Annotated in this window: 14 protein-coding genes and 2 tRNA genes; 4 read left to right on the forward strand and 12 right to left on the reverse strand. The window is 70.3% G+C overall.

The features are described 5' to 3' along the window. Positions 1 to 110 precede the first annotated feature (110 nt). Positions 111 to 195 (reverse strand) — tRNA-OTHER (locus ACFZBT_RS11775). Between the two features lie 510 nt (positions 196 to 705). Between ACFZBT_RS11775 and ACFZBT_RS11780 the strand changes: the two genes are divergently transcribed. From ACFZBT_RS11780 to ACFZBT_RS11795, 4 genes are all read left to right on the forward strand, one after another. Beyond that, positions 706 to 855, forward strand: coding sequence for a hypothetical protein (locus tag ACFZBT_RS11780; protein ID WP_391101554.1), 150 nt, complete (start codon positions 706 to 708; stop codon positions 853 to 855). A gap of 280 nt (positions 856 to 1,135) precedes the next feature. Then, the gene (locus ACFZBT_RS11785; RefSeq protein WP_391101556.1) at positions 1,136 to 2,449 is read left to right on the forward strand and encodes a hypothetical protein; all 1,314 of its coding nucleotides are present in this window, start codon (positions 1,136 to 1,138) and stop codon (positions 2,447 to 2,449) included. Positions 2,450 to 2,513: 64 nt separating this feature from the next. Beyond that, positions 2,514 to 3,803, forward strand: a complete 1,290-nt coding sequence (locus tag ACFZBT_RS11790) for a NucA/NucB deoxyribonuclease domain-containing protein (protein WP_391101558.1) — start codon at positions 2,514 to 2,516, stop codon at positions 3,801 to 3,803. 18 nt (positions 3,804 to 3,821) lie between these two features. Next, positions 3,822 to 4,352, forward strand: a complete 531-nt coding sequence (locus tag ACFZBT_RS11795; RefSeq protein ID WP_391101560.1) for a hypothetical protein — start codon at positions 3,822 to 3,824, stop codon at positions 4,350 to 4,352. A 1,031-nt stretch (positions 4,353 to 5,383) separates the two neighbouring features. Here ACFZBT_RS11795 and ACFZBT_RS11800 read toward each other — a convergent pair. The 11 genes from ACFZBT_RS11800 to bldG form a co-directional block, all read right to left on the reverse strand. After that, positions 5,384 to 5,460 (reverse strand) — tRNA-Thr (locus ACFZBT_RS11800). A 109-nt stretch (positions 5,461 to 5,569) separates the two neighbouring features. Continuing rightward, the gene (locus tag ACFZBT_RS11805; RefSeq protein WP_391101562.1) at positions 5,570 to 7,222 is read right to left on the reverse strand and encodes an alpha/beta fold hydrolase; all 1,653 of its coding nucleotides are present in this window, start codon (positions 7,220 to 7,222) and stop codon (positions 5,570 to 5,572) included. Between the two features lie 115 nt (positions 7,223 to 7,337). Continuing rightward, the gene (locus ACFZBT_RS11810) at positions 7,338 to 8,543 is read right to left on the reverse strand and encodes a DNA polymerase III subunit delta' (protein ID WP_391101564.1); all 1,206 of its coding nucleotides are present in this window, start codon (positions 8,541 to 8,543) and stop codon (positions 7,338 to 7,340) included. Positions 8,544 to 8,739: 196 nt separating this feature from the next. Further along, positions 8,740 to 12,048 carry a dTMP kinase gene (gene tmk, locus ACFZBT_RS11815; RefSeq protein ID WP_391101567.1) on the reverse strand — a complete coding sequence of 1,103 codons (3,309 nt, stop codon included), beginning with the start codon at positions 12,046 to 12,048 and terminating at the stop codon, positions 8,740 to 8,742. A 185-nt stretch (positions 12,049 to 12,233) separates the two neighbouring features. Beyond that, a complete protein-coding gene (topA, locus tag ACFZBT_RS11820) occupies positions 12,234 to 15,086 on the reverse strand; it encodes a type I DNA topoisomerase (RefSeq protein WP_391101569.1) in 2,853 nt (950 codons plus the stop codon). Between the two features lie 246 nt (positions 15,087 to 15,332). After that, positions 15,333 to 15,530, reverse strand: coding sequence for a hypothetical protein (locus ACFZBT_RS11825; protein WP_391101571.1), 198 nt, complete (start codon positions 15,528 to 15,530; stop codon positions 15,333 to 15,335). Between the two features lie 275 nt (positions 15,531 to 15,805). Next, positions 15,806 to 17,335: a methyltransferase gene (locus ACFZBT_RS11830; RefSeq protein WP_391101574.1), complete on the reverse strand. Its 1,530-nt coding sequence runs from the start codon at positions 17,333 to 17,335 to the stop codon at positions 15,806 to 15,808. A 196-nt stretch (positions 17,336 to 17,531) separates the two neighbouring features. Next, positions 17,532 to 18,113, reverse strand: a complete 582-nt coding sequence (locus tag ACFZBT_RS11835) for a small secreted protein (protein WP_391101576.1) — start codon at positions 18,111 to 18,113, stop codon at positions 17,532 to 17,534. 193 nt (positions 18,114 to 18,306) lie between these two features. Continuing rightward, complete coding sequence (locus tag ACFZBT_RS11840; protein ID WP_391101579.1) at positions 18,307 to 20,712, reverse strand: sodium-translocating pyrophosphatase; 2,406 nt, start codon at positions 20,710 to 20,712, stop codon at positions 18,307 to 18,309. A 274-nt stretch (positions 20,713 to 20,986) separates the two neighbouring features. Further along, positions 20,987 to 21,418, reverse strand: coding sequence for an ATP-binding protein (locus ACFZBT_RS11845; RefSeq protein ID WP_382491091.1), 432 nt, complete (start codon positions 21,416 to 21,418; stop codon positions 20,987 to 20,989). 133 nt (positions 21,419 to 21,551) lie between these two features. After that, positions 21,552 to 21,893: an anti-sigma factor antagonist BldG gene (gene bldG / locus ACFZBT_RS11850; protein WP_003991900.1), complete on the reverse strand. Its 342-nt coding sequence runs from the start codon at positions 21,891 to 21,893 to the stop codon at positions 21,552 to 21,554. Positions 21,894 to 21,952: the final 59 nt, after the last annotated feature.

The following is a 21,952-nucleotide window of genomic DNA, read 5'->3' on the forward strand; positions in this document are numbered from 1 at the left end:
CGCGTGCACGCCCGCTCACGCATGACGCCGGGCACATTTCCGACCACGCACCGCAATCAGTCAACAGCACGCAAAAAGCCCAGGTCACAAGCTATGTGACCTGGGCATTGTGGAGCCGCCTTCGGGATTCGAACCCGAGACCTACGCATTACGAGACCGTGAGCGTTCGTGCTGCGTGGTGCCCGTTCGTGCTGCTGAGTGACGTTCTTCCTGATCAGAGCACGTCCGGCTGATTGGTCTGTGCTACCTCGTATTACGTCGCCCAAAGGCGTCCGGCCACCGGCTGGCCACCGAAACGTGCACCGCAGGTGACAAGAAGCCAGGGTACCGGGGTTGTCGGCCTCCTACAGCCCTTCCGGCGGGTGGTCGTCTACCCCCCGGCGAATGGCTCCGTAGGAAGCCTCTTCAGCGTAAACCGTGCCGCCCCTCTGGCGGGCTGTTCCGGCGACTGTTCGGTCGGCGGCTGGTCGGCTCGGCTGAAGATCACCAGGTGGCCACTGAGTCGATCGATGTCCACTCGACGGCTCGCCGGACCGGCGGCTTGGCGTGACTCTCGAAGGGAGTCGTTGCGGCGCCCGCCTCGGGCATCGGAGGGTCGACTCGGCGCCTGAGACATATGGGCGCCGGCCGGACCTACCGAACGTCCCGGGTTCGGGCTGCCTGAAGTACGGCACCGACGAAATGGTCCGCTTCAAGGCGGCCTACGTGTCGGGTGCGCACCGGCCCGCCGCCGGCCGAGCCGCGCTCGGCGTGCGCGCCGACCTCTACACCATCGCCGTCCCCGAGTTGCAGCAGGTGATCGCCGAGTCGGTCGTCGCCGGGCGCCGGCCATTGCCGACGCGATCGCCAGGATGACGGGACGACTGCTCCCCACCCGCGCTCAGCAGCAGGCACGAGCCGGAGCAGTAGAACCGCTTCGGGATCCGGGAAAAACACTGACGAAAGAGCACGTGGAGACCGGAAACCGTCCGGGGTCCTGTGCGTTTGCTGTGGCAGCATGACGCGTATCACGCATCATGATTAAGTCAACTCATCTCATTAACAGACAAGTTGGGAAAGGAGTGACTGTAGGTTCCCCTGTGACCATTCTTGATCGTTCCTAGGGGGAACCTTGTCGCGTTCGCGCGCGAGATTCTTGGCTTCGGTATGCGCCGGGGTCACCGCACTCACCGTTCTCGGCACCGCCCCGTCGGCCAGTGCCGCCGCACCCAAGGAAGCCTGCACCGGCCTCTACAACGCCCGCATCACCTTCTGGGCGATGACGTGCAGCCAACCGGGCGAGCCGATGATCGGCGGCTTCGCCACCTGGCGCAACATACCGATCACCTTCGATCAGGTCGACACCGGCTCAGCGACCGTGCAGGCGGCCAACTACCTGCGCGTCAGCCCGAACACGTCGAGCAGTCCGCTGGCCCCCAACATCGAGATCGGCCTGTACGCGGAGAAGACGGGGAAGACCACCCACACCTACGGGCCGCGCTGGTCGGAGCTGACCACCAGCGGCGGTCGCACGACAGCCATCAAGGCCGGGGTCAACCCTACCAAGCCGGACAAGCGCAACCACACCTACATGACCGTCCGCCAGGACAGCGGCAACCAGTGGGACGTGCTCTACGACTTCAACAAGGTCGGCTCCACCACCAAACAGCTCAAGGTGCTGGGCGGCAACACCAACCGCGTCGACGTCGGTCTCGAGGTGATGGGACCGAAGTACATCAACATCCCCTCGATCGCGAACCGCATGCAGTTCATGACCGGGAACAAGGCGTGGCAGCAGGTGGCGACAGCGAATGTGGCCAAGTCCGTCACGCTTCCCGTGTGCAGCACGACCCATAAACCGCCGAGCTGCTTCACCACCAAGCTGACCGACAACAGCAAGTTCACCCAGTGGACGGTGAGCAAGCCGCGCCGACAGGCCGCCGCCGCTTCCCCGGCTGCCGCGCCCGCTGCCCCAGCGCACCCCCGGGATGCTGCCACGGCCGATCTGCCCGCCACGTTCAACGGCGTGGACCAGCAGGCTCTGCAAGCCTGCCTGGAGAACGACCCCGACAACTGCCTGAGCACCGTGCCCGGCCTGTCGGAGTGCGTTGTCACCCTGCGGGTCTGCAACGCCGCCGCTCTGCCGTCGGGCGGGGCACTGGAGGACGCCGCAGCCGGCACGGACGTCTCGGCCGCCGACGTCCGGGCCCGGGCAGCAGCCGCCTTCGACGTCCCGGGCGACGCCGTCGCCGTCGAGCCGCCCACTTCACCCGCTTCACCCGCTGCGCTGGAAACTCGCGCAAACGCGGCCGATGGCAGCGGCGACGCCGCCTGGACGGTGACTTCCACCAGCTCCACCCCCGGTCTGCAGCGCGCCGACCGCCGCTTCGACGGGTTCACCGCCCGCTACTCCGCATACACCGGCGCCCTGTTGGAGGCGTGCTGGGGCGACCTCTGCGATGCCTCGTGACCACCGTCATCACGACATGCCGCAGATGCCCCGCCGCTTCCGCACGCCCGCAAGGAGTCCACTGGTGAACATACGCACCGCACTCATACGTTTCGCCCGCGCCACCGCCACCACCGCGGCGCTGACACTGCTCACCGCGGCCACCACCACCGCCACCCACGCAGCCCCGGCCACGAACGACCCGGCCCCCGCGGGCACAGCGTTCGTCGACGCCGCGTCCATCCCCGCCGACGAACTGCGCGGCCTCGACCAGCCCATCCCGTACGCCGAATACGCCCGATCCCACGGATCGAAGTCCGTGACGCGGCAGACGGCGGCCGACCCGGCTCCCGGCGACCAACAGGATCTGCGCCAGCAGTGCGCCAACCACGCGGCGGCGGCCAGGACCGCCACCGGCTGGCTCAAGTCCCGCTTCGAAAGCTGCCAGAAGCGCCCCTTCGACCTCGTCCTGCGGGACGTCAGGGGCACCACCACGCTCGGCCGCCTCAAGTTCGACCAATGGGTCCTCGGCTTCGCCTACGACGGCAGCCGGCGCGTCGACTATGTCGCCAGCATCGAGAACATATGGGTCCAGCCCATACCCACCGAGGACGCCACGAAGTGGCGGATCGGCCAGCACTTCCACCACAGCGTCAACGCATCCAACAGCGATGCTGACCCGCAGGTGACCGCGCCGCAGACCGTGAACCGTGACGAACTGCTCGGCGTGTGGGACACCCAGCCCCACTGGAACCTCACCTACACCTCCCCGGACAAGGGCGCCCTGTTCGACCAGGGCAACCAGCAGCGCGTCTTCTCGACCGTCGCCATGGACCTGAGCGCCAGCTCCCCCAACTCCGCCCCCTTCACCGGAGGAAGCAACGTCTACAACTCCAGCGTCCGCTACGACTACGCCGGAAAGGTCGCGGGCAAGTTCAAGGGCACGGTCTTCACCAAGGCCCGTGTGGAACTCGTGATGAGCCAGAAGGACCCGGCGGTCAACGAAAGCGCCCTGCACATCTACGACGCCCTGAACCGCCCCGAGCGCACCTTCCCCTCCTGGCCCGGCAAGAGCGTCCCGGGAGCGAAGGAACCGCTGCACCGGCTGGTCGACAAGGAGAAGCAGAAGAACAACCGCACCCGCTCGATCAAGGAATGCGGGAAGGTATGGGGGGACTACACGGGCACCGACCTTCAGTGCGACGAGTACCCCTTCGCCTCCACGAAGGAAGGTTCCACCAAGGGTGACAACCGGTTCTCCGTCCGGCTGATCGACGGCGACGACAATGAGACCGGCGGCCGCAGGCTCGACCAGATGTACACCCTCAACCGGATCCTGGACGGCGACGCCTTCTACATGAAGATCACCAACTAGCAGAAGGGCAGCGGCATCATGGCGCTCCTGGCCGAATACAGGTGCAAGGCCACGCCGGCCCGCCGCGTCGTGGAGGTGTACGACGCCGACGCCGACCTGAGCGACGACGAGGCCATGGCCGCTGCCCGCAGGCAGGTGGTGGCCGGCAACGGCTACCACCTGTACATCCGCAGTCTGCAACCCGACATCGACGTCGAGGTAGCCATCCGTGTCTGGGACACGCCGCCGGGCCCGCCCGCCGATGCGGAAGGCCATGTCCCCGTGAGTATCGAGTCCGAGACCGGCATCCTCGTCGTCAACCAACTCGAGTACGGCCCCGCGGGAGAAACGACCCTGCCCCGCCCCGGCGTCTACGAAGGTTACGCCTGGTGGGAAGGCCGCCAGGCGACCGCCGACTACTACGAGAGCAGCCTCGGCCACCCCACGGACGACACCTTCGAAGACCACCTCACCCAGGCGTGGAAGAACTGCCCCGTCACCGAACGCTACGTCCTCGACCTCGCCTACACCCGCGACCCCGAACCCATCGTCGATGACGAAGACCTGTAAGAGAGTGCCTGCCGACAGCGGCCCCGCCGGAGGCTCGCGGCACCGAAGCCTCCGGCTGATGGGTCGGCCGCTGCAGGCAGCCTGCACTCCCTGATGCCCTCGTGACGGGGCGCTTCGACGGTGCATGGGTCGCCCCCGTCACCCGAAGGTGGTGCCCCCGCAGCCATGTCACCGAGACGTGCACCGCCCCCGGTGAACAAACCGTCGTTCCGGGCACCAACACCCCGCCACCGAATCTGATCACGAACGTGGCCACCACCCATGCCCCGTCCCCGACCTGGCCATGACCGCCACCCTCCACCAGGCCCTTGACAGCGCGAGTTGCCGCCCAGCGAGCATTACCTCGATTCCGGCCACCCCTCGGCCGCGCTCCCAGCAGAGACGAAGACCACCTACGGCATCGCGCTGGTCACCCCGCTGCCGGCCGACACCTCCCCGCAGACCCCGGCCCTCGACGGCCACCAGGCCGACGCCTTCGCCGTCGACTTCGACAAGCCGCACGTCGCCTACCCACAGGGGCAGACCAACACCTCGTGGAAGCCCTGCACCCAGCGCGCACCGAGACGATCGTCGCCGCGTTCCCCATCACCGTCTGCCGCCCCGGTCCGGTCCACGCTGTGCACGACCTGTCGAGCGCCAACTGTCACAGGCGCAGGAGTCGCTCTACCAGCGGGTTGTCGATCGTGCCCCAGGTGGAGCACGTTGATCGTGGGGTTGTCCGGATGGCACAACCCTGCGGCCCCAAGCACGCCTGTGACCGCACGGCAGACCGGGACCCATGCGCACAATCGCTGCACGCTTGGCCACCACATGGCCACCACATGGCCACCACACCGAACCCGACAGACCCGAACTGACCGGCATCTCAGAACAAACAGCCAGGTCACAGCCCTGTGAACCGAATCGCCCACTGCCAGTCAATCCCCGACCTACGCATTGCGATGCGTAGACGCCAGGTGCCCGATTAGCCCGGATTCCAAGGTCACCCGAAAAATAAACCCCAGGTCATAGGCCTGACCTGGGGTTCACCATGGAGCCGCCTTCGGGATTCGAACCCGAGACCTACGCATTACGAGTGCGTTGCTCTGGCCATCTGAGCTAAGGCGGCGCGCTGTCCGCACTAATGGTGCGATCAGCAACGACGGTAAGTCTACACAGTTTCGAAGGGTGCTCCGTACCGGCCCCGGAGGCGGGCCCGCCGGGGCCGGGGGCAGTGGTTATGAGCAGCGCTTTCCGTCCTCGGGCGGGGTGCCGCGCAGGAGGTAGGCGTTGATCGTGCGGTCGATGCAGGCGCTGCCGCGGCCGTAGGCGGTGTGGCCGTCGCCCTCGTAGGTGAGGAGGCGGGCCGAGGAGAGCTGGCCGGCCAGGGCCTGGGCCCAGCGGTACGGGGTCGCCGGGTCGCGGGTGGTGCCGACGACCACGATGGGGGCGGCGCCCTTAGCCTCGATGCGGCGCGGCTCGCCCGTGGCGTGCACCGGCCAGTACGCGCAGTTCAGCGAGGCCCAGGCGAGGCCCTCTCCGAAGACGGGGGACGCCTTCTCGAAGTCCGGCAGCGCCCTGCGCACCTGGTCGGGGGTGTCGAAGGCGGGCGGCAGGTCCAGGCAGTTCACCGCCGCGTTGGCGAACATCAGGTTGCTGTAGGCACCGTCGGCGTCGCGCTCGTAGTAGCCGTCGGACAGGACGAGGAGCCCGGCGCCGTCGTCCTCCTTCATCGCGGAGGTCAGCGCCTCGCGCAGTTGCGGCCAGGCACCCTCGTCGTACATGGCCGCGATCACACCGGTCGTGGCGAGCGACTCGGTGAGGCGGCGGCCGTCGGGGTCGCCGGTGGCGATGGGCTGGTCGTCCAGTTCCTCGAAGAACGCCTTCAGGTTCCTGCCCACCCGCTCGGGCGAGGTGCCCGCTCCGCCCAGCGGGCAGTCCTTCTGCCGTACGCAGTCCCGCGCGAACGACCGGAAGGCCGTGTCGAAGCCCGCCGTCTGTTCCAGGTTCAGCCGCCGCGCGGGCAGCGACGGGTCCATCGCGCCGTCCAGCACCAGCCGGCCGGCCCGGTCCGGGAAGAGCCCGGCGTACGTCGCCCCGAGGAACGTGCCGTAGGAGGCGCCGACGTAGTTCAGCTTCTTGTCGCCCAGCGCCGCCCGCACGATGTCCATGTCCCGGGCCGCCTCCACGGTGGACACATGGCGCAGCAGCCTGGGCGCGTCCGCGCCGCAGCCCTCGGCGAACGTCCGGTACGCCGCGACCAGACCGTCGCCTTCCTTCCCGTCGTCGGGCGTGACGTCCGTCTGCGTGTACGTGTCCATGTCCGGCCCGTCCAGACACTCGACGGGCTCGCTGCGGGCCACGCCGCGCGGGTCGACCGCCACCATGTCGTAGCGGGCCCGGACCTCGGCCGGGTAGCCGATTCCGGCGTACGACTCCATGTAGCCGATCGCCGAACCGCCCGGCCCTCCGGGGTTCACGAGCAGCGAGCCCAGCCGGTCGCCCGTGGCCTTCTTGCGGGCGACAGCGAGCCGGACGTCACCGGCGGACGGCCGGGCGTAGTCGAGCGGCGCCTTGACGGTGGCGCACTCGAAACCGGGGACGCCGCAGCCGCGCCAGTCCGGCTTCTGCGCGTAGTACGGCGTGAGCGCCGCGGGGACGGACTTCGGCAGCGCGGCCAGCGCCGCCGGCTCCGCCGCCGCCGAGGCAGCGGACGTCGTCGGGCTCCCCGAGGAGCAGGCCGAGACCAGCAGCGCGGCCGTGGCGAGGAGGCCGACAGCGGTCCTGACTCCGCCCCGGGCCCTGCGGTGGGCGCCGCCGGAGCCCGCGTGGCGGGAAGCGGGGGTGGAGGCGGTGCGGGAGGCGGTGCGGGGAGTGCGCCTTGTGTGCATTCAGCGAGCGTAACTCTGCGCGACGAAATGAGTGCCGTGCGTGCGTGTCGTGCCTCGTACGAGTTACAACGTCAATCCCGGGTCCGGTCCCTCGCGTCCCCGGCCGCACCGGGTGTCAGCCCGCTCTGAGCGCCATCGTCATCGCCTCGACCGCGAGCAGCGGTGCCACATTGCGGTCGAGCGCGTCGCGGCAGCCGGCGATCGCCTCGATGCGGCGGAGCGTGGACTCCGGGGAGCTACTACGGGCCAAGCGCTCCAGGGCGTCCTCGGCGTCGGCGTTGGCGATGGCCACGCGGGAGCCGAGCTGGAGGGCGAGGACGTCGCGGTAGAACGCCGTGAGGTCGGTCAGGGCGAGGTCGAGGCTGTCGCGCTGAGTGCGCGTTCTGCGGCGCTTCTGCTTGTCCTCCAGGTCCTTCATCACACCGGCCGTACCGCGTGGCATCCGGCCGCCCTGGGAGGCGCCGAGAGCGGCCTTCAGCTCCTCGGTCTCCTTGGCGTCCATCTCCTCGGCGAGCTGCTTGGCGTCCTCGGCGGCCGCGTCGACCAGCTCCTGGGCGGCCTTGAGAGCTCCGCCGACCTCCTCCACGCGCAGCGGCATCCGCAGCACGGCGGCACGGCGTTCGCGGGCGGCCGGGTCGGTGGCCAGACGACGGGCCCGGTCGACATGGCCCTGGGTCGCGCGGGCCGCCGCGACGGCGGCGTCCGGCTCGATGCCCTCGCGTCGTACCAGCATGTCGGCGACGGCGGCGACCGACGGCGTGCTCAGGTTCAGGTGGCGGCAGCGGGAACGGATGGTCGGCAGGACGTCCTCGACGGAGGGGGCGCACAGCAGCCAGACCGTGCGAGGGGCGGGCTCCTCCACCGCCTTGAGGACGGCGTTGGCCGACTTCTCGTTCAGCCGCTCGGCGTCCTCGACGAGGATGATCTGCCAGCGGCCGTTCGCCGGCGAGGTGAACGACTTGCGGACGGTGTCGCGCATGTCGTCGGCGAGGATCTGGGTGCCGACCGCGGCCACGGTGGAGACGTCGGCGTGCGTGCCCACCAGTGCCGTGTGACATCCGTCGCAGAAGCCGCAGCCCGGGGAGCCGCCGAGGGCACGGTCGGGGCTGACGCACTGCAGGGCCGCCGCGAAGGCCCGCGCCGCCTGGTTCCGCCCGGCTCCGGGCGGGCCCGTGAACAGCCACGCGTGGGTCATCTTCGACGCCTCGGGCGGAGGGGTGTCGGCCGTGGCCGCGGTGACCAGGGCGTCGGCGTCCCTGGCGGCAGCGCCCAGCTGCTCGCTCACCCTCTCCTGCCCGACGAGGTCGTCCCACACGGTCATGGGTCACGCCGCCCTTCCGTCACGTCCGCGTCCGCGGACCTGGACCGTACTGCCGCGTCCGCGAACCGTTGTGCCGCGTCCGCGGATCGTTCTGCCGCTGCGAAATCCATTGTGGGGGCGGCCACTGACAATCCGGCCCCGGCCCTCTGCGGGCCGGGGCCGGGTGATCCTCCGGGACTGCCTGCCGGGCAGGGCCTCAGCGGCCCCGGCCCCTCCCACGGCGCCCGCGGCCCTCGTCCTGCTCGTCCTCGTGCGGTCCGAGCAGCTCGTCCGCCAGTGAGGGCAGGTCGTCCAGCGGCGTCTCCTCGGCCCAGTCGGACCGGCGGCGGCGCGGCTCGCCCTCGGCGTCGACCTGGGGCAGCTCACGCGTACGGTCCTCGGTCCCGTCGGGACGGGAGGCCGGGGAGTCGTCCCGGAAGTACCCGGGCGGAACCCGGTCCGCCGGTTCGTCCCCGCGTACGGGCGCTTCGTCCCCGCGTACGGGCGGCAGAACGGCCGTCTCGTCCCCTGCCCAGGTGGGCGGCTCCTCGGCGCCGGGGCGAACCGCGGGCAGCACCTCGGTCTCGTCGCCCGCCCGGGGAGAAACCGGCGGCAGCACCTCCGTCTCCTCACCCGCCGTCGGCGGTACCGGCGGCTTCGGCAGCTCGGCCGTCACCTCGGCGTCGTCCCGCACCCGGCGCAGCACGGTCGTCTCGTCGACGGAACCAGAACCGGTACCGGAACCGGAGCCAGCGCCGGAGCCAGACCCGGCCCCGGAGCCACCCGGGGCGTTCTCCGGTGTCACCACGGGCGTCGGCACGGTCGCCGCGTCCTGACCGGCCGACGTACGAGAAGCGCCCTGCGGAGCAGCGGAACCCTGGGCCGAGCCCTGGGCGGAACTCTTCGGCCCCGCTTCCGCCGCCGCGGCCGCCGCCTCGGCCAGCCGGCGCGCCTCCTCGGCCCGCAGCAGCGCCGCCTCGGCCTTGCGCTGCTTCTCCAGGCGGAGCGCCTCCGCCTCGGCACGCAGCCGGGCCTCTTCCTCGGCCTGCTTGCGGCGCCGGTCCTCCTCGGCCTTGCGGCGGGCCTCCTCCTCGGCCCGGGCCTTCTCCTCCGCGAGGAGCCGTGCCCGCTCCTCCTCGGCCTTCCGCTGCGCTTCCTCGGCCCGTCGCCGGGCCTCCTCCGCCTGCCGTTCGGCTTCGCGCCGCTGTGCCTCCTCCAGCTCGCGCCGCTTGCGCTCCTCCTCCTCGGCGCGCAGCCGGGCCAGCTGCTCCTGGCGCTCGCGCTCCAGGCGCTCCTCCTCGGCCTTGCGGGCGGCCTCTTCCTCGGCCTTGCGGCGGGCCTCCTCCTCGGCCTTCTTCCGCGCCTCCTCCTGGGCCTTGATCTCGGCCTCGGACAGCGGCAGCACCTGGTCGAGCCGGTGCCTGATGACGGTCGTGACGGCCTCGGGCTCCTGGCCCGCGTCCACCACCAGGTACCGCCCGGCGTCGGCCGCGGCCAGGGTCAGGAAGCCGGACCGCACGCGCGCGTGGAATTCGGCGGGCTCCGACTCCAGCCGGTCGGGCGCCTCGGTGAACCGCTCGCGCGCGGTCTCCGGCGCGACGTCCAGCAGCACGGTCAGATGCGGCACGAGCCCGTTCGTGGCCCAGCGGTTGATCCGGGCGATCTCGGTCGGCGACAGGTCGCGGCCCGCGCCCTGGTAGGCCACGGACGAGTCGATGTACCGGTCGGAGATGACGACCGCGCCGCGCTCCAGGGCGGGCCGTACGACGGTGTCGATGTGCTCGGCCCGGTCGGCCGCGTAGAGCAGCGCCTCGGCGCGGTGCGAGAGGCCCTCGCTGGACACGTCCAGCAGGATCGACCGCAGCCGCTTGCCCACCGGCGTCGCCCCCGGCTCGCGCGTCAGCACGACCTCGTGGCCCTTGCCGCGGATCCACTCGGCGAGCGCCTCGGCCTGCGTGGACTTGCCGGCCCCGTCGCCGCCCTCCAGGGCGATGAAGAAACCGGAGGTCGCGGGCGCCTGATCCGGGTCGTCGCCGCGGAGCAGCGCGTCGCGCAGGTCCTGGCGCAGCGGCACTCCGGAGCGGTCGTCGACCTTGGCCAGCACCAGCGCGGCGACCGGCAGCAGCAGGGCGCCGGCGAGCATCAGAGTGAAGGCCGCGCCGCCGTGCGCGAAGACGAACTTGCCGCTCTCCAGCCGGTGCGGCCCGATCGCGGCCGCCACCAGCGGGGCGACCACCGCGGCGAGCGCCACGCAGACCCGGACGACCGCGTGCAGGTGCTCGGTCGTACGCGGCCGCCGGTACTCCTCGGTCTCCTGGTCGAGCAGCGTGTGCCCGATGTTGGCGGAGACGCCCGCGCCGACACCGGCCAGGGCGAGGATCAGCAGCACGGTGGTGACGTCCGGGACCAGCCCGGCGGCCAGCAGCGCGATCCCGGTGAAGGCGATCACCAGCGCGAGCATCCGGCGGCGCGACAGCGCGGGCAGCAGGGCGGGCGCCGTACGGATGCCGACGACGACACCGCCGGTCAGCACGCCCACGAACAGGCCGTACAGCACCGGGCCGCCGCCCAGGTCCTTGGCGTGCAGCACGGCCACGGCGACGGCGGCGGACACGGCGGCGGCGACGGCCGCGCAGGCCAGCACCAGCAGCGGCGTCGCGCCGGTGCGCCCCTTGTCGGCGCCGGTTCCGGTCTTCGGACGGCGCAGCCCCTCGAGCGGCGACCGCGCGCGCGGGGTGCGTGTGGCGGGCAGCTCCAGGAAGGTCAGCACGGAGAGGGACGCGGCGAACAGCCCGGCCGCCACGTACGAGGCGAGGGCCGCCTGGTGCTGGCCGAACCAGTCGATGCCGACGCCCAGCAGGTTGTTGAACAGGCCCGCGACGACGAGCACGACGGCCGCGAGCGGGATCGCGACGAATCCGGTGCGCAGCGAGAGCCGGCGCAGGGCGTCCAGGTGGTCGGGCAGCGGCCGGACCGTCGCGCCTTCCGGCGGGGGCGCGGGCAGCAGCGCGGGGGCCGCGCTCTCGCGGCACACCGTCCAGAAGCGCTCGGCGACTCCGGTCACGAAGGCCGTGACGAGGAGCATGGCCAGCGCGTCCTCGGGCATCCAGTCGATCCACAGCGGCGCGACGATGAGCAGCGCGGCGCGCAGCCCGTCCGCGCCGACCATGGTCCAGCGGCGGTCGAGCGGGCCGTCCTGGGAGGTGAGCGCCGTGAGCGGGCCGAGGAGCACGGCGCCGAAGAGGAGCGTCGCGAGGATGCGCACCCCGAAAACGGTCGCCACTGCGAACGCCACGCCTCGATAGCCGCCCCCGAACGCGCCCTCGGCGACAGCCGCCTGGAGGGTGAGCAGGACCAGTACGAGAAGGGCCAGGGTGTCGCCCACGCCGCCCACGAGCTGTGCGCTCCAGAGCCGCTTCAACTGCGGACGGCGCAGCAGGGCGCGGACGGCGCGCTCGCGGGAGTCCGCGACCAGGGCATCGTCGGGGGCCGGCGGAGAGGCCGTGGGGTGCTCGGCTCGCGTCATGCGTTCAGCCTATCGGGAGCCACCGACAGCCTGGAGGGCCCGGTCTGACATGCGCACGCCCCGACACCGAAGTGTGCCGGGGCGTTCGCTTTCCGAACCCTGGGCGAAGATCCGGACCTTGCTGGTCCGGTTCCCGGACAGGTCCTGGAAGGACCTCAGTCCCCCTCAGCCCACCTCGGTCCGCCTCACTCCTCCGTCGGCTTCGAGGCGGTCGCCGTCTTGGCAGCCGTCTTCGCCGTCGTCTTCTTCGCCGTCGTGGTCTTCTTGGCCGTGGTCTTCTTCGCGGTCGTGGTCTTCTTCGCCGCGGTCTTCTTGGCCGTCGTCTTCTTCGCCGGGGCCTTCTTGGCCGCCTTCTTGGCGGTCTTCTTCGCCGGCCCCTTCGCGCGCTTCTCGGCGAGCAGCTCGAAGCCGCGCTCCGGGGTGATGTCCTCGACGCTGTCGCCGGAGCGCAGGGTCGCGTTGGTCTCGCCGTCGGTGACGTACGGCCCGAAGCGACCGTCCTTGACGACGACCGGCTTCTCGCTCACCGGGTCGGGGCCCAGCTCCTTCAGCGGCGGCTTGGCGGCCGCCCGGCCCCGCTGCTTCGGCTGGGCGTAGATCGCCAGCGCCTCTTCCAGCGTGATCGTGAAGAGCTGCTCCTCCGCCTGGAGCGAGCGCGAGTCCGTCCCCTTCTTCAGGTACGGGCCGTAGCGGCCGTTCTGCGCGGTGATCTCCTGGCCCTCGGCGTCGGCGCCGACGACACGCGGCAGCGACATCAGCTTCAGGGCGTCGTCGAGCGTCACCGTGTCCAGGGACATCGTCTTGAAGAGGGAGGCCGTACGCGGCTTGACCGCGTTCTTGCCCGTCTTCGGGGTGCCCTCGGGGAGGATCTCCGTCACATAGGGGCCGTAGCGGCCGTCCTTGGCGACGATCGTGTGGCCGGTGGCCGGGTCGGGGCCCAGTTCGTAGTCGCCGCTCGGCTTGGCGAGCAGTTCCTCGGCGAGGTCGACGGAGAGCTCGTCCGGCGCCAGGTCGTCCGGGATGTCGGCGCGCTGGTGCTGCTCGGTGTCCTTCTCGCCGCGCTCGATGTACGGCCCGTAGCGGCCGACCCGCAGCACGATGTCGTTGCCCACGGGGAACGACGACACCTCGCGGGCGTCGATCGCGCCCAGGTCGGTCACCAGTTCCTTGAGGCCGCCGAGGTGGTCCCCGTCGCCGTTGCCGGCGTCGGCGGCACCGCCCTGGCCCGCGCCCTCGCCCGTGTCCTCGCCGAAGTAGAACCGCTTCAGCCACGGCACGGCACGCGCCTCACCGCGGGCGATGCGGTCGAGGTCGTCCTCCATCTTGGCGGTGAAGCCGTAGTCGACGAGCCGCCCGAAGTGCTTCTCCAGAAGGTTGACCACGGCGAAGGACAGGAAGGACGGGACGAGTGCCGTGCCCTTCTTGAACACATAGCCGCGGTCGAGGATCGTGCCGATGATCGACGCGTACGTCGACGGGCGGCCGATCTCGCGCTCTTCCAGCTCCTTGACCAGGGAGGCCTCGGTGTAGCGGGCCGGGGGCTTGGTGGCGTGCCCGTCGACCGTGATCTCCTCGGCGCTCAAGGCGTCGCCCTCGGAGACCTGGGGCAGCCGGCGCTCGCGGTCGTCGAGCTCGGCGTTCGGGTCGTCGGCGCCTTCGACGTAGGCCTTCAGGAAGCCGTGGAAGGTGATCGTCTTGCCGGACGCGCTGAACTCGACGTCCCGGCCGTCGGCCGCCGTGCCGCCGATCTTCACCGTGACGCTGTTGCCGGTCGCGTCCTTCATCTGAGAGGCGACGGTCCGCTTCCAGATCAGCTCGTAGAGCTTGAACTGGTCGCCGGTCAGTCCGGTCTCGGCGGGAGTGCGGAAACGATCACCCGAGGGGCGGATCGCCTCGTGGGCCTCCTGCGCGTTCTTGACCTTCCCGGCGTACGTCCTCGGCTGCGGCGGCAGGTAGTCGGCGCCGTACAGCTGCGTGACCTGGGCGCGGGCGGCGGCGACCGCCGTATCGCTCAGGGTCGTGGAGTCCGTACGCATGTAGGTGATGTAGCCGTTCTCGTACAGCTTCTGCGCGACCTGCATGGTGGCCTTCGCACCGAAGCCGAGCTTGCGGCTGGCCTCCTGCTGCATCGTCGTCGTACGGAACGGGGCGTACGGCGAGCGGCGGTACGGCTTGGACTCGACCGAGCGGACGGCGAACCGCGTCTGCTCCAGGGCGGCGGCCAGGGCGCGGGCGTTCGCCTCGTCGAGGTGGAGGGTGTTCGCGCTCTTCAGCTGTCCCAGGGAGTCGAAGTCGCGGCCCTGCGCGACCCGCCTGCCGTCGACGGTCTGCAGGCGCGCGACCAGCGACGACGGGTCCGACGAGTCACCGGCGCGGCCGGTCGCGAAGGTGCCCGTCAGGTCCCAGTACTCAGCGGAACGAAAGGCGATGCGCTCGCGTTCCCGCTCCACCACGAGCCGGGTGGCGACGGACTGGACACGGCCCGCGGAGAGCCGCGGCATGACCTTCTTCCACAGGACCGGCGAGACCTCGTAGCCGTAGAGGCGGTCGAGGATGCGGCGGGTCTCCTGGGCGTCGACGAGCTTCTGGTTGAGCTGGCGCGGGTTGGCCACGGCGGCCTGGATCGCGGCCTTGGTGATCTCGTGGAAGACCATCCGCTTGACCGGGACCTTGGGCTTCAGGACTTCCTGGAGGTGCCAGGCGATGGCCTCGCCCTCGCGGTCCTCATCGGTGGCGAGGAAGAGTTCGTCGGACTCCTTCAGCAGGTCCTTGAGCTTCTTGACCTGCGCCTTCTTGTCGGCGTTGACCACATAGATCGGCTGGAAGTCGTGGTCGACGTCCACACCGAGGCGGCGGACCTCGCCCGTGTACTTCTCGGGCACCTCCGCGGCGCCGTTGGGAAGGTCGCGGATGTGCCCGACGCTCGCCTCGACGATGTATCCGGGGCCGAGATAGCCCTTGATCGTCTTCGCCTTGGCAGGCGACTCGACGATGACGAGTCGGCGGCCGCCCTCTGCGGTCTCGCTGGTCGGGGACAACTTCGCTCTTCTCTCCGGTCGACGCTGGGGCTCCCCGGAGTCGCTTGCCCGGGGCTGGGTCGTGGGTGACGCTGCGGAGTGTGACGGTACAGCCCGCCCCCGTGTCAAACGGGAAAAGCCCGCAACGGCCACTCGAACGGTAACCCGACTACCACCATTCCTGCCGCCCGGAGTGCCCGTACCCGGCCCGGTCCTATGCGGAGCGCGACCTCTCGATCACCGGCGGGCGCGACGCCGGAGCCGGTTTCAGAGACGGGTGAAGCACCATGTCCCGACCGCCAGGGCGAGCACCGCGACGACGCTCGCGAGGGTCGCAGACGCGACGGGCCTCACACCCTCGGCGACGGGCTGGTGCCGGCGTACGCGCGTCACGGTCCACGTCAGCAGTCCCCCTCCGAACAGGGAGAACACCGCTCCCGCGAAGATCGCCGGTTCGCTCTCCATCGCCCCCGCGCCCCTTTTCCCCAGTCCGCGACTCTCCAGCCCCGGGAGGCTGACACGCGTTGGCGGCGGGCAGGCGAACCGGAGGTGAACGCCGGGGCGACGCGGCCGTGGATCGGGGAGGGCCGGGCCCTCGGGACCCGTTCGGGACGAGGTGTCCAAATCGACTCGAAATTTATTGGCCGATCTCCCGGCGGATCTCATGGTGGATCTCATGGTGGATGTCTCGGCGGACTTTTCGCCGGTCCCCTCAGCACGTCGCCCCGCCGGGCGGCCCCTCAGCGGACCGGTTCCAGGAACCCCTGCTCCACGAGCAGCCGGATCTGCGCCGGTGTGCGGTCGCGCAGCAGCACTGAGTCCTCGCCGATCAGCTGGGCGATGGCGTCGAGGATGCGGCCCGCGCTCATCGTGCCGTCGCAGACGCCCGCGAAGCCCGCGCCGACCGTGTCCACCCGGGTCGCCCGGCGCATACCGCGGTTCTGGCGCAGCACGACATGCTCGGGATCTTCGGCGCCGGGCAGCCCGACCTGTTCCTGCACGACCTCGGCGGCCAGCCGGAAGTGGCCTTCGAGCAGGGCGGCGTCGTCGCGGCCCCGGAGGTGGTCGAGCCGGTCGAAGTGGGCCTTGATGGTGTCCCCGAGCGGCTGCTCGACCGGATGCGGCCATTCCTCCACCGTGAGGGAGGGCACGGCGGCGCCCGTCCTGCGCAGGGTGATCCAGCCGAAGCCGACGGCCTTCACCTTGCGCGCCTCGAACTCGTCGAGCCACGCGTCGTACCGCGCCTGGTACTCCGCCGCGTCACCCTCGTGGTCGCCCGCGTCCCGCAGCCACAGCTCGGCGTACTGGTTGACGTCCTGCACCTCGCGCTGCACGATCCACGCGTCGCAGCCCCGGGGCACCCATGACCGGAGCCGGTCCTGCCAGTCCTCCCCTTCCACGTGCTGCCAGTTGGCGAGGAACTGCGCGAACCCGCCCTCGTTCAGCCGCTCCCCCGCCTCCGATACGAGCGTGCGGCACAGATCGTCCCCGCCCATGCCGCCGTCGCGGTAGGTGAGCCGGGCACCGGGAGAGATCACGAACGGCGGGTTCGAGACGATCAGGTCGTACGTCTCGTCGTTCCGGACCGGGGTGAAGAGGGAGCCCTCGCGCAGCTCGGCGGCCGGGGCACCGGACAGGGCCAGCGTGAGACCGGTGATGTGCAACGCGCGCGGGTTGAGGTCGGTGGCCGTCACACGGGTGGCGTGCCGGGCCGCGTGCAGCGCCTGGATACCGGATCCGGTCCCGAGGTCGAGGGCGGCGCCGACGGGCGTGCGGACGGTGATGCCTGCGAGGGTCGTGGAGGCGCCGCCGACGCCCAGGACGACTCCCTCGTGGCGGCTGCCGATCCCGCCGGCGCCGCCGACCGCGCAGCCCAGGTCCGACACGATGAACCAGTCCTCGCCGTCGGGCCCGCCGTACGGCCGCACGTCCACCGTGGCGGCCAGCTCGTCCGCACCCGCGCGCCTGAGCCAGCCGCTCTCCAGGCAGGCGTCGACGGGCAGGGCGTCCGCCACGCGCGCGTGCGGCACGGGCTGCTGGAGCAGGAACAGCCGGACGAGCATCTCCAGCGGTGTGTCCCCGCGGGTGGCCCGGAGCGCGGGCACGGTCTCGCTCCGGGCCAGCGCCGCGTACGCGGGGGCGCCCAGCAGTTCGAGCAGTCCGTCGGCGGTGAAGGAGGCCCCGAGCAGGGCGTCCCGGAGCCGGGCGGCGACCTCGGGGCGGTCGGGGGCGGGCAGCGGGGGCAGGGGTGACTGGCTGGCGTTACTCACGCCCCCATTGTGGCCGCAGACACCGGTGGCGCACGTGCCCGTGCCGGGTATCGCGCAGGCCTGCGCGGCTCTGCTCAGCCGTCGCTTCCGGTTGAGCCGTCACTCTCAGCTCACCCGTCACTTGCGGCTGAGCCGTCACTCCCGGCTCAGCCGTCGCGGGCCCCCTCACCAACGGTCGGCTCAGGAACGGTCCGGCTCAGGTGGCCGACGCCGGTCCCGTCGCCGCCTTGCAGCTCGACTGCCGGGCCATCGCCTGGCCGACCTCGCCCTCCTCCAGGTTCCTGAGCGCGTCGTTGCCGCTCTTGCTCAGCTTGTCCAGCTCGGTGGCGATGTCCTTGAGACCGTCGGCGAACTTGCCCTGGTCCTTGGTGTCGAGGTCGTCGACCTGCTTCTTCAGCGAGGCGTACGACGCGGAGATCGTGTTGAGCTCCTTGACCGCGTCCTTCTGCTTCGTCTCGCCGTTCTCGACGTCCGGCGCGCCGGCCTTGTTCACCGCGGCCCCGATCGCCTTGTAGGCGTCGGACATGTCCTGGAAGGCCTTTGCGTCGGTCTTCTGGACGTCCTCCGGCGTGCTGTTGTCCGAGGTCTCCTTCTGGATCGAGGCATTGGCCGACTCGATCTTCTTGGCCTGCGGCTGTACGGCGTCGCAGACGTCCTTGGCCCAGGAGTCCAGCTTCTCGTTCTCGTCGCCGCCGCAGCCCGACAGCGCCAGTACCAGTACCGCACCGCCGGACAGTGCGGCCGCGAGCTTCTTGTTCACCGGTTTGGTCCCTTCCATGGCTCTCGGCCCCGGAACATACACGCCAGGGGCACGGCAACCGCACGCCGAGAACCTAATAAGACCTATTTGTTACCTTTTGATCCAGGCGAGACAAGGCTCACGATGCGGCGTGCGGTCACACAGTGCGAGCGGGCGACGCGCCAACGCACGCCGCCCGCCCGCACCTTGAGCTGGGGCTTGACGGACCTCCCTACGAAACCACCGCCGGATCCGGAGACTTGGGTTCCGGTTCGGCGTTGTTCTCGTCACCTACGGCGATGCCGCGCCGCTTTGACACATAGACCGCCCCGGCGATCACGGCGAACGCGAGCGCCGCGATCAGAATCCGCATGCCGATGCTCTTGTCCGGACCGTAGGAGAACTTGATCACCGCGGGGGCGATCAGCAGCGACACCAGGTTCATGACCTTGAGCAGCGGGTTGATCGCGGGACCGGCGGTGTCCTTGAACGGGTCGCCGACGGTGTCGCCGATCACGGTCGCCGCGTGGGCCTCGCTGCCCTTGCCCCCGTGATGACCGTCCTCGACGAGCTTCTTTGCGTTGTCCCAGGCGCCGCCGGAGTTGGCCAGGAACACCGCCATCAGCGTGCCCGCGCCGATCGCGCCCGCCAGGAACGCGCCGAGCGGACCGACGCCGAGCGTGAACCCGATGAAGATCGGCGCCAGCACGGCCAGCAGACCGGGCGTGGCGAGCTCGCGCAACGCGTCCTTGGTACAGATGTCGACGACCTTGCCGTACTCCGGCTGCTCGCTGTAGTCCATGATCCCGGGCTTCTCGCGGAACTGCCGCCGCACCTCGAAGACCACGGAACCCGCCGACCGCGACACGGCGTTGATCGCCAGGCCCGAGAAGAGGAAGACGACCGCCGCGCCCGCGACGAGACCCACGAGGTTGTTGGGCTGCGAGATGTCCATCATCAGGCTCATCGGTGCGCCTTCGCCGCCGAGCCTCTCGCCCACGTCGCGCGCTCCGGTGATGATCGCGTCGCGGTACGACCCGAACAGTGCCGCCGCCGCGAGCACGGCTGTGGCGATCGCGATGCCCTTGGTGATCGCCTTGGTGGTGTTGCCGACCGCGTCCAGGTTGGTGAGCACCTGCGCGCCCGCGCCCTCGACGTCACCGGACATCTCCGCGATGCCCTGCGCGTTGTCGGAGACCGGCCCGAAGGTGTCCATCGCGACGATCACGCCGACCGTGGTGAGCAGACCCGTGCCGGCCAGCGCCACCGCGAACAGCGCCAGCATGATCGACGTACCGCCGAGCAGGAACGCCCCGTACACGCCGAGGCCGATCAACAGGGCGGTGTAGACGGCGGATTCGAGACCGACGGAGATTCCGGCGAGGACGACGGTGGCCGGACCCGTGAGCGAGGTCTTGCCGATGTCCCTCACGGGCCGGCGGGTGGTCTCGGTGAAGTAGCCCGTCAGCTGCTGGATCAGGGCGGCGAGCACGATGCCGATGGCCACCGCGACGAGCGCGAGGATCCGCGGATCGCCGTCCTTGCCCAGAACGGCGGCATCGGTGACGCCGTCGAGCTCCGAGTACTTCCCCGGCAGGTAGACGAAGACGGCCACCGCCACCAGTACGAGCGAGATCACCGCGGAGATGAAGAACCCGCGGTTGATGGCGCTCATACCGCTGCGGTCCGCGCGTCTGGGCGCCACCGCGAAGATGCCGATCATCGCGGTGATCACACCGATCGCCGGCACCAGCAGCGGGAAGCCGAGCCCGGCGTCGCCGAAGGCCGCCGAGCCCAGGATCAGCGCGGCGACCAGGGTGACGGCGTACGACTCGAAGAGGTCGGCCGCCATGCCCGCGCAGTCGCCGACGTTGTCGCCCACATTGTCGGCGATGGTCGCGGCATTGCGCGGATCGTCCTCCGGAATGCCCTGTTCGACCTTGCCGACCAGGTCGGCGCCGACGTCGGCGGCCTTGGTGAAGATGCCGCCGCCGACACGCATGAACATCGCGATCAGCGCGGCCCCGAGGCCGAAGCCCTCGAGCACCTTCGGCGCGTCGGCCGCGTACACCAGCACCACGCACGAGGCGCCGAGCAGGCCGAGGCCGACCGTGAACATGCCGACCACGCCGCCCGTGCGAAACGCGATCTTCATCGCTTTGTGCGAGACGGCGGTCAGATCCTTTTCCGGCTCGCCTGCCGCCGGGGTGGCTTCACGCGCCGCCGCGGCGACACGCACATTGCTGCGTACGGCGAGCCACATGCCGATATAGCCGGTGGCCGCCGAGAACGCCGCTCCGATCAGGAAGAACACCGAACGTCCGGCACGCTGATTCCAGTCGTCCGCGGGCAGCAGCATGAGCAGGAAGAACACGACCACGGCGAATACGCCGAGCGTGCGAAGCTGCCGCGCCAGATAGGCGTTCGCGCCTTCCTGGACCGCCGCCGCGATCTTCTTCATGCTGTCGGTGCCCTCGCCGGCCGCGAGTACCTGGCGCACCAGGACCCCCGCGACCGCGAGTGCCGCCAGTGCGACGACCGCGATGACCACGATGAGGACGCGGTTGCCATCGGTCAGTACGGCGGCTGCGAGGTCGGTGGGATGACCCGACTGTGGTGAGTTGAAAAGCCCCGCCATTCGTCCTCCTTGACGCTTGGGCTGAGCTCAAGATGTGGACGGGATTGTAGGTACCGGAACCTGATCAAAACAGAGCGCGATAAACGGAATTAGACTACCGAGGTAATGCCCTGAAAGCATTCTGCGGCGCCCCTTGAGCACGCGAATGATCGTGAACGAATTCACGCGATGAACGGCACAGGAACTACTGTAAAGGCGAGCACTGACAGCCGCACATGACGAAGGGCCCCACGAGTGGGGCCCTTCGTCAGGAACAGTGTGTGGCGTGGCCGGTTCAGACCAGAATCGTCGGCGGCGGCGTGGTCGGCCACGTCATCTTGATCAATCCGCCGTGCTCTCCCGCGCTGACCTCGACGTCGTCGACGAGTCCGCTGATGACCGCGAGGCCCATCTCGTCCTCGTCGGCTTCCCCGTCGGGGTCGCCGGGGCCGGGCGCGTGCTCACCCGGGACCGCGTGCGGGGCCTCGTCGCCGACCTCGATGGAGAACTGCTTCTCCTCCTCGATCAGCAGCACCTTCACCGGTGCCGAGATCCCCACGGTCTGGTGCAGCCCGACGGCACGGGTGCACGCCTCGCCGACGGCGAGCCTGACCTCGTCGAGGACGGCCTCGTCCACTCCGGCCCTGCGCGCCACCGCTGCCGCCACCAGCCGGGCGGTCCTGACGTGCTCGGGCAGCGCGCTGAAGCGGAGCTCAACGGTGGCCATGCATCCCCCTCGCAACTACGGGCGTGCTGTGGGGAGGCTCCGGGCCGCCGAAAGCCCGGGCCCCCTCGGTCTTCACTTCTTCCGAACTTCTGCCGTGCTTCGGCCGGCCCGGGCACGAGGCCCGGGACCGGTGTCAGTCGGTGGCCGCAACCGCTTCCTCGACCGAGGTGTGAATCGGGAACACCTTGGTGAGGCCGGTGATACGGAAGATCTTCAGAATGCGCTCCTGGTTGCAGACCAGGCGCAGGGAGCCCTCATGGGCTCGTACGCGCTTCAGGCCGCCGACCAGTACGCCGAGTCCGGTGGAGTCGAGGAAGTCCACGCCCTCCATGTCGACGACAAGGTGGAAACTGCCGTCGTTCACCAGCTCGACCAACTGCTCGCGCAGCTTGGGCGCGGTATATACGTCGATTTCGCCACCGACCCTGACGATCGTGCGATCGCCCATGGTTTCGGTCGACAGGGACAGGTCCACGGATCCTCCAGCACCTTGCTATCGAGCGGTCGCCCTTGGGGCACTCGGCTTCAGCCCTT

It is taken from the genome of Streptomyces sp. NPDC008137 (assembly GCF_042957035.1).
GTDB lineage: Bacteria > Actinomycetota > Actinomycetes > Streptomycetales > Streptomycetaceae > Streptomyces.

Bases quoted from the DNA above. Each gene is read 5' to 3' on its own strand.
- ACFZBT_RS11795 (WP_391101560.1), top strand. From the start codon at position 3,822: ATGGCGCTCCTGGCCGAATACAGGTGCAAGGCCACGCCGGCCCGCCGC.
- ACFZBT_RS11805 (WP_391101562.1), bottom strand. From the start codon at position 7,222: ATGCACACAAGGCGCACTCCCCGCACCGCCTCCCGCACCGCCTCCACC.
- ACFZBT_RS11835 (WP_391101576.1), bottom strand. From the start codon at position 18,113: ATGGAAGGGACCAAACCGGTGAACAAGAAGCTCGCGGCCGCACTGTCC.
- tmk (WP_391101567.1), bottom strand. From the start codon at position 12,048: ATGACGCGAGCCGAGCACCCCACGGCCTCTCCGCCGGCCCCCGACGAT.
- ACFZBT_RS11810 (WP_391101564.1), bottom strand. From the start codon at position 8,543: ATGACCGTGTGGGACGACCTCGTCGGGCAGGAGAGGGTGAGCGAGCAG.
- ACFZBT_RS11825 (WP_391101571.1), bottom strand. From the start codon at position 15,530: ATGGAGAGCGAACCGGCGATCTTCGCGGGAGCGGTGTTCTCCCTGTTC.
- ACFZBT_RS11845 (WP_382491091.1), bottom strand. From the start codon at position 21,418: ATGGCCACCGTTGAGCTCCGCTTCAGCGCGCTGCCCGAGCACGTCAGG.
- ACFZBT_RS11840 (WP_391101579.1), bottom strand. From the start codon at position 20,712: ATGGCGGGGCTTTTCAACTCACCACAGTCGGGTCATCCCACCGACCTC.